Annotated in this window: 8 protein-coding genes; 6 read left to right on the top strand and 2 right to left on the bottom strand. The window is 66.9% G+C overall.

Annotated elements, in window-relative coordinates:
• On the bottom strand, nt 1-235 hold a 235-nt coding region (locus DBR34_RS06460; protein WP_146186779.1), incomplete at its 3' end, for a DUF1653 domain-containing protein.
• Between the two features lie 157 nt (nt 236-392).
• Here DBR34_RS06460 and mntR point away from each other — a divergent pair.
• The 5 genes from mntR (at nt 393) to DBR34_RS06485 (ending at nt 4,208) form a co-directional block, all read left to right on the top strand.
• The gene (gene mntR, locus DBR34_RS06465) at nt 393-851 is read left to right on the top strand and encodes a manganese-binding transcriptional regulator MntR (protein WP_038687850.1); all 459 of its coding nucleotides are present in this window, start codon (nt 393-395) and stop codon (nt 849-851) included.
• Nucleotides 844-1,368, top strand: a complete 525-nt coding sequence (gene tadA / locus DBR34_RS06470) for a tRNA adenosine(34) deaminase TadA (RefSeq protein WP_128096175.1) — start codon at nt 844-846, stop codon at nt 1,366-1,368. Before mntR ends, tadA begins: the two co-directional genes overlap by 8 nt.
• Before the next feature lie 102 nt (nt 1,369-1,470).
• Entirely contained in the window at nt 1,471-2,040 is a 570-nt protein-coding gene (orn, locus tag DBR34_RS06475) for an oligoribonuclease (RefSeq protein WP_038687851.1), read from the top strand.
• A gap of 61 nt (nt 2,041-2,101) precedes the next feature.
• A complete protein-coding gene (locus tag DBR34_RS06480) occupies nt 2,102-2,968 on the top strand; it encodes an EcsC family protein (RefSeq protein WP_258223712.1) in 867 nt (288 codons plus the stop codon).
• Nucleotides 2,969-3,095: 127 nt separating this feature from the next.
• On the top strand, nt 3,096-4,208 hold the full coding sequence (locus DBR34_RS06485; RefSeq protein WP_128096176.1) for an alkene reductase: 1,113 nt from the start codon (nt 3,096-3,098) through the stop codon (nt 4,206-4,208).
• A 318-nt stretch (nt 4,209-4,526) separates the two neighbouring features.
• Here DBR34_RS06485 and ppsA read toward each other — a convergent pair whose 3' ends face one another.
• Nucleotides 4,527-6,905 carry a phosphoenolpyruvate synthase gene (ppsA, locus tag DBR34_RS06490; protein ID WP_128096177.1) on the bottom strand — a complete coding sequence of 793 codons (2,379 nt, stop codon included), beginning with the start codon at nt 6,903-6,905 and terminating at the stop codon, nt 4,527-4,529.
• Nucleotides 6,906-7,049: 144 nt separating this feature from the next.
• On the opposite strand from ppsA, the gene DBR34_RS22250 reads away from it, so the two are divergent.
• Nucleotides 7,050-7,338, top strand: a 289-nt coding sequence (locus DBR34_RS22250; RefSeq protein ID WP_258223713.1) for a kinase/pyrophosphorylase, incomplete at its 3' end; no start/stop codon positions are given.

Genomic DNA, 7,338 nt, shown 5'->3' on the forward strand with positions numbered 1-7,338 from the left:
TCTCCGCGTCGACCCGGGCAAAGCGCGGGCGGCGCACGCCGTCCACCTCCACCTGTGCGCAGAACATCGCGAACGGGCGCACCCACAGCCCCACGTCGGAATCGCGCGGGCGGTACAGCACCAGCGGCTCCAGGGTTTCGCTGTGGCGCACCACGCCCAGCACGTCGTAGTTGCCGCCCTTGAAATGGCGGTAGTGGCCCAGGGGCAGGGTGGGCAGCGGCGCAAGATCGGACATGGTGGCGTGGGCAGGTGGTAAACGAGGGCCGCGAAGTATCGCACTGGCGCGGTGTGGCGACGTGGGTGCGCTGCCCGCCCTGCGCTGCTGCCCGATCACGGCCCAACGCGTAGAATGGCGGCATTGCCGTTGTCGGCCGCCTTGGATCCGCGCGCCCATGCCGCCAGCCTCCCTGTCCAGGAAATCCCCGTTGCTTGCCGCCGAAGCGCATGCGGAGGGCTTCGTGCAGGTGCGCGAAGCACGCCGCTCGGAGCTGGTGGAAGATTACGTGGAGCTCATCGCCGACCTGATTGCTGACGGCCGCGAGGCGCGCCAGGTGGATATCGCCACCCGGCTCGGCGTGGCGCAGCCGACCGTGGCCAAGGCGCTGAAGCGTCTCGTCAAGGAGGGCTGGGCGGTGCAGCGGCCGTATCGGGGCGTGTTCCTGACCCCGGCCGGCGAGGCGCTCGCGGTGGAGATGCGCGCGCGGCACCAGACCGTGGAGAAGTTTCTGCTGGCGCTGGGCGTGGACGCCGATTCGGCGCGACGCGACGCCGAAGGCATCGAGCACCATGTGAGCGAAGCGACCCTGGCCGCGTTCGAGGCGTTCGTGCGCAAGGCCAACGGCCATGGTTGAGTACCTGCCTGCGCCACCGCCGCTGGGCGTGCCGGTGCACGACCAGGACGAATACTGGATGCGCCACGCGCTGGCCCTGGCCGAGCGTGCCGAGCGCGAGTTCAACGAGATTCCGGTAGGTGCGCTGCTGGTCGGCGCCGACGGCCAGCTGCTGGGCGAAGGCTGGAACCTCAACATCGCCGACCACGACCCCAGCGCGCACGCCGAAATCGTGGCGATGCGCAGGGCGGGCCAGGCAATAAGCAATCACCGGTTGGTCGGCAGCACGCTGTATGTGACGTTGGAGCCGTGCGCGATGTGCGCCATGGCGATCGTGCATGCGCGCGTGGCCCGCGTGGTGTACGCCGCCAGCGACCCCAAGACCGGCGCCTGCGGCAGCGTGTTCGACCTGCTGGGCGACGCGCGCCACAACCATCGGGTCGAGATCCATGGCGGCGTCCTGGCCAAGGATGCCAGCACCCGGCTGACCAACTACTTCCGCGCCAAACGCGGCAAGCCGCCGCTGCTGTTGGAGTAACCGGCGCCATCCACGACGGGGCGACGACGCCGGGGCGGTATCATATCGGCCATTCTCATCCCGGCCGGCGCTGCGGCGCCGTCCCCTGCACAAGGCGTAGACATGGCTGACAACGGCGCAGAAGGCGAACGACTGATCTGGATCGACCTGGAAATGACCGGTCTGGATACCGACAACGACGCGATCATCGAGATCGCCACCGTGGTCACCGACGCGCAGTTGAACGTTCTTGCCGAAGGCCCCGAGTTCGCCATCCACCATCCGGTCGAGCGCCTGGAAGCGATGGACGAATGGAACCGCACCCAGCATCGCCGTTCCGGATTGTGGCAGCGCGTGGTCGACAGCCAGGTCACGCTGGGCCAGGCCGAAGCGCAGACGGTGAATTTCCTGGCGCAGTGGATCAAGGCCGGTGCCTCGCCGATGTGCGGCAACTCGATCTGCCAGGACCGCCGGTTCCTGCACCGCGAAATGCCGCGCCTGGAGAAGTACTTCCACTACCGCAACCTGGACGTGTCCACGGTGAAGGAACTGGCCAAGCGCTGGGCGCCGAGCGTGGCGGCCGGGCTGACCAAGACCGCCAGCCATACCGCGCTGAGCGACGTGCACGACTCGATCGCCGAACTGCGCCATTACCGCCAGTTCATGGGCGCGCTGTCGGGCCTGCCGGGCTGACCGCAGCGCCCCGACGCGGGGCGCACATTCCGTTCAACCGCCCGGCGCTATGATCCGGGCCATGAACGCCATCTCCCGCATGCCACCCCCGCTGGACACGCAGATCCTGCCCACCTCGCAGGACTGGGCCGACCTGCAGCGTGCCGTCACGCTGCTGGAGTCGCCCACGATCACCGCCAAGATGGCCAACCTGATCGGCTCGCCGCTTGAGTTCGCGGTGAAGAAGCTGCCGAATGTGGTGTCCAAGCGGATCCACGGGGCGGTCGAGGCCGCCCTGTTCAAATCTGCCCAGGCGGCGCTGTGGAGCATGGACAACACGCCCGGCAAGGCGGCGTCCACGCGCTGGCACAAGCTGGCGGCCGCCACCAGCGGCGCGGTCGGCGGGGCGTTCGGCTTCACCTCGCTGTTCATCGAACTGCCGGTCTCCACCACCATCATGATGCGCTCGGTGGCCGACGTGGCGCGCAGCGAAGGGTTCGATCTACGCGAGCTCAGCACCCGGCACGCCTGCCTGGAGGTGTTCGCGCTGGGCGGCAATGCGACCGGCGACGATGCCAGCGAAACCGGCTACTACATCACCCGTGGCTTCACCGCCGAAGTCATGCGGCACCTGTCGGCCGAACTGGCCGGGCGCGCCGCCAGCGGGGGTGGGGTGATGATCGGGCTGACCCCGAAAGAGGCCGGCAAGTGGCTGGCCAAGATCGTCGAGAAGGTGGCCGCGCGCTTTGGCGTGGTGGTTACCGAGAAGTTCGCCGCGCAGGCGGTGCCGATCATCGGCGCGGTCACCGGCGCCACGCTCAACACCATGTTCACCGACTACTACCAGGACATGGCGCGCGGCCACTTCATCGTGCGCCGGCTGGAGCGCACCTACGGGTATGAAACAGTGCGTGCGGCCTATTCGATGCTGGCCGGCCAGCGCGACTGAGCCCGCTGCAGCGGGCCACGGCGGGATCGTTGCGCTGGGGTCACAACTGTTTTGCCGTGGTCGCGCTGTTGCCGCTGCCTGCCAGCCCCCATCCTTCGGGCAGACCTGTTCCGAAGGATGATTGTCCATGTTGTTCACCCCCTACCGCCTGGGCGCGCTGACGCTGCCCAACCGTATCGTGATGCCGCCGATGACCCGCTCGCGCGCGGCCGACGGCAATGTCGCCACCCCGTTGATGGCCGACTACTACGCGCAGCGCGCCTCGGCTGGCCTGATCGTCAGCGAAGGCACCCAGATCAGCCAGCAGGGCCAGGGCTACGCCTGGACCCCGGGCATCCACGATGACGCGCAGATCGCCGGCTGGCGCGGCGTCACCGATGCCGTGCACGCTGCCGGTGGTCGCATCGTGGCCCAGCTCTGGCACGTCGGCCGCGTCTCGCATACCGCACTGCAGCCTGACGGTGCCGCGCCGGTCTCCTCGTCGGCGTTGCAGGCCGAGGGCGTCAAGGTATTCGTCGATCCGCAGGGCAGGGGTCCCCAGGGCGGGGTGGGCGAAATGGTGCAGCACTCCATGCCGCGCGCGCTGGCCATCGAGGAAATCCCCGGCATCGTGCGCGACTACGCGCTGGCCGCGCGCAACGCGATCGCCGCCGGGTTCGATGGCATCGAACTGCACGGCGCCAACGGCTACCTGATCAACCAGTTCATCGACTCGCAGGCCAACCAGCGCACCGACGCCTACGGCGGCTCGCTGCAGAACCGGCTGCGCTTCCTGCGTGAGGTGGTCGAGGCGGTGGCCGAGGAGATCGGCGCCGAGCGCGTCGGCGTGCGCCTGGCCCCGCTGACCACGCTGCAGGGCGCGGTGGACGACACCCCGCAGGCAACCTACCTGGCGGCCGCGCACCTGCTGGACAGCATCGGCGTGGGCTACCTGCACATCGCCGAAGCCGACTGGGACGATGCACCGGTGATGCCGGTGGCATTCAAGGAAGCGCTGCGCATGCTCTACCGGGGCACCTTGATCTACGCCGGCAAGTACACCGTTGACCGTGCCGAAGAGGCGCTGACCAAGGGCTGGGCCGACCTCATCGCCTTCGGCCGACCGTTCATCGCCAACCCGGACCTGCCGCAGCGCCTGCGCCAGGGCCTGCCGTTGAACGCCCCGGACAAGGCGAGCTTCTTCGGCGGCGGCGCGGAAGGATTCACCGATTACCCGGTAGCAGAAACCGCCGAGGCCTGAACGCGCATGGGGGTAGAGCTGACCGGCGGGTAGAGCTGACCGTTGGTCAGCTGCCCTCCGATCGGACACCGTGCATACCAGCAGCATCCGCCGCGCAATTGCGGCAGCCGACCAACGGTCGGCTCTACCCTCGACGTGTCCACGGGGTTCGGCGGGTGCGCCGCAGCCGACCAACGGTCGGCTCTACCCGCGACGTGTCCATGGGGTTCGGCGGGTGCTTCGCAGCCGACCAACGGTCGGCTCTACCGGGGTGGGTGCCGGCCACACAAAACAAAACCCCGCTTGCGCGGGGTTCTGTTTGCTACCGGTCTGGCTGGATCAGCCCTTGGCTTTCAGCTTGGCCAGGCGCAGCCAGGTGTCGACCACGGTGTCCGGGTTCAGCGACACCGACTCGATGCCTTCCTGCATGAGCCATTCGGCCAAGTCCGGGTGATCGGACGGGCCCTGCCCGCAGATGCCCACGTACTTGCCCTTGGCCCGTGCGGACTTGATCGCCATCGACAGCAGCTTCTTCACCGCCGGGTTCCGTTCGTCGAACAGGTGCGCCACGATCGACGAATCGCGGTCCAGGCCCAGGGTGAGCTGGGTCAGGTCGTTGGAACCGATCGAGAAGCCGTCGAAGATTTCCAGGAACTCATCGGCGAGCAGTGCGTTGGACGGCACTTCGCACATCATGATGATCTTCAGGCCGTTTTCGCCCTGCTTGAGGCCATTCTGTTCCAGCACCTCGACGACCTTGCGGCCTTCTTCCAGGGTGCGCACGAACGGAATCATGACCCACAGGTTGTCCAGCCCCATTTCGTTGCGCACGCGCAGCACGGCCTGGCATTCCAGGGCGAAGGCGGCCGAGAAGCTCGGGTCGACGTAACGGCTGGCGCCGCGGAAGCCGATCATCGGGTTCTCTTCGTGCGGCTCGTAGTTGCTGCCACCGATCAGGTTGGCGTACTCGTTGGACTTGAAGTCCGACAGGCGCACGATCACCGGGTTCGGCGCAACCGACGCGGTCAGCGTGGCGATGCCTTCGGCCAGGCGGCCCACGTAGAAGCTGACCGGATCGGCGTAACCGGCGATCTTCTCGTCGATCTTCTTCTTGGTCGCCGCGTCCTGGCGGTCGTATTCCAGCAGCGCGTTGGGATGGATGCCGATGTGGCTGGCAATGATCATCTCCAGGCGGGCCAGGCCGATGCCGGCGTTCGGCAGCTGGCCGAAGTCGAAGGCACGTTCCGGGTTGGCCACGTTCATCATGATCTTCAGCGGCGCCGGCGGCATGTTGCCCAGGTCCGTGGTGGTGCGCTCGAACTCAAGGATGCCGTCGTAGATGAAGCCGGTATCGCCCTCGGCGCAGCTCACGGTGACCTGCTGGCCGTCTTCGATCAGCTGGGTGGCATTACCCGAGCCGACCACGGCCGGCACGCCGAGCTCCCGGGCGATGATCGCCGCGTGGCAGGTACGGCCACCGCGGTTGGTCACGATGGCCGAGGCACGCTTCATCACCGGCTCCCAATCGGGGTCGGTCATGTCGGCAATCAGCACGTCGCCGGGCTGCACGCGGGCCATGTCGTCCAGCGACTTCACCACGCGGGCGGTACCGGCACCGATCTTGGCGCCCACGGCGCGGCCTTCGGCCAGCACCTTGCCGTCCTTCTGGCTCAGTGCGAAGCGCTCGATCTGGGTGGCATGGCCACGCGACTTCACCGTTTCCGGGCGCGCCTGCACGATGAACAGCTTGCCGCTCACGCCGTCCTTGGCCCACTCGATATCCATCGGGCGGCCGTAATGCTTTTCGATGACCAGCGCCTGCTTGGACAGTTCCTGCACGTCCTCGTCGCTGATCGAGAAGACGTTGCGCTGCTCGGCCGGGGTGTCTTCGATGCGCACGCGCTCACCGGGGACATCCGAATACACCATGCGGATCGCCTTGCTGCCCAGCGAACGGCGCAGGATCGCCGGCTTGCCGGCGCTAAGGGTGGGCTTGTAGACGTAGAACTCGTCGGGGTTGACCGCACCCTGCACGACCATTTCGCCCAGGCCGAACGAGGAGGTGACAAACACCACGTCGCGGAAGCCGGACTCGGTGTCCAGGGTGAACAGCACGCCGGACGAACCCACGCCCGAACGCACCATCAGCTGCACGCCCGAGGACAGGAACACGTCTTCGTGCTTGAACCCGTGGTGGACGCGGTAGGCGATGGCGCGGTCGTTGTACAGCGAGGCGAACACTTCCTTGACCTTGAGCACGACATCGTCGGCGCCGGTGACATTGAGGAAGGTCTCCTGCTGGCCGGCGAAGGAGGCATCGGGCAGGTCTTCGGCGGTGGCCGAGGAGCGCACCGCGACGGCCACGTCGCCGCCGCCGTTCTCGTCGCAGAGCTTTTTGTAGGCGCTGCGGATGTCCTGGTCCAGCTGCGGCTGCAGCGGGGCGTCGATGACCCAGCCGCGGATTTCCTTGCCCGCTACGGTGAGCGCGGCGACATCTTCCACGTCCAGCGTGGCCAGCTTGTCGAAGATGCGCTTGGACAGATCGTTGTGCGCGATGAAGTCCTTGAAGGCTTCAGCGGTGGTTGCATACCCGCCGGGGACAGACACCCCCAGGCCGGCAAGATTGCCGATCATTTCGCCCAGCGACGAATTCTTGCCGCCTACGCGGGCCAGATCGGCCAAGCGCAGTTCGTGCAACCACAGGATATTCTCGTTCAAGCGCGATGCTCCGTTTGGCCATCGCCCGAGGCGGGCTTGGATGGCCACGTCCGTAGGAAGAAGCCGATATGATGCCGGGCAGACCGCTGTCGGCACAAGCTTGTATCGACGGCCTTTTTAAGCTTCGTAGGGGGTAAAAGCCGTATGTCGACGATCCGTCCGGTGTTCTACGTGTCCGATGGAACCGGTATCACCGCTGAAACCATTGGGCATAGCCTGCTGACCCAGTTCTCCGGGTTCAGCTTCATTACCGACCGGATGTCGTTCATCGATGATCCGGAAAAGGCCCGCGAAGCGTGTGAAAGGATCCGTGCAGCCGGGGAGCGCTACCAGGTCCGGCCCATCGTGGTCAGTTCCTGCGTGGACAGCGGGCTGAGCATCATCCTGGCCGAAAGCGGCGGGTTGATGCTGGACGTGTTCGCCCCCTTCATCG

The organism is Stenotrophomonas sp. HMWF003 (genome assembly GCF_003061285.1).
Lineage (GTDB): Bacteria > Pseudomonadota > Gammaproteobacteria > Xanthomonadales > Xanthomonadaceae > Stenotrophomonas > Stenotrophomonas maltophilia_AP.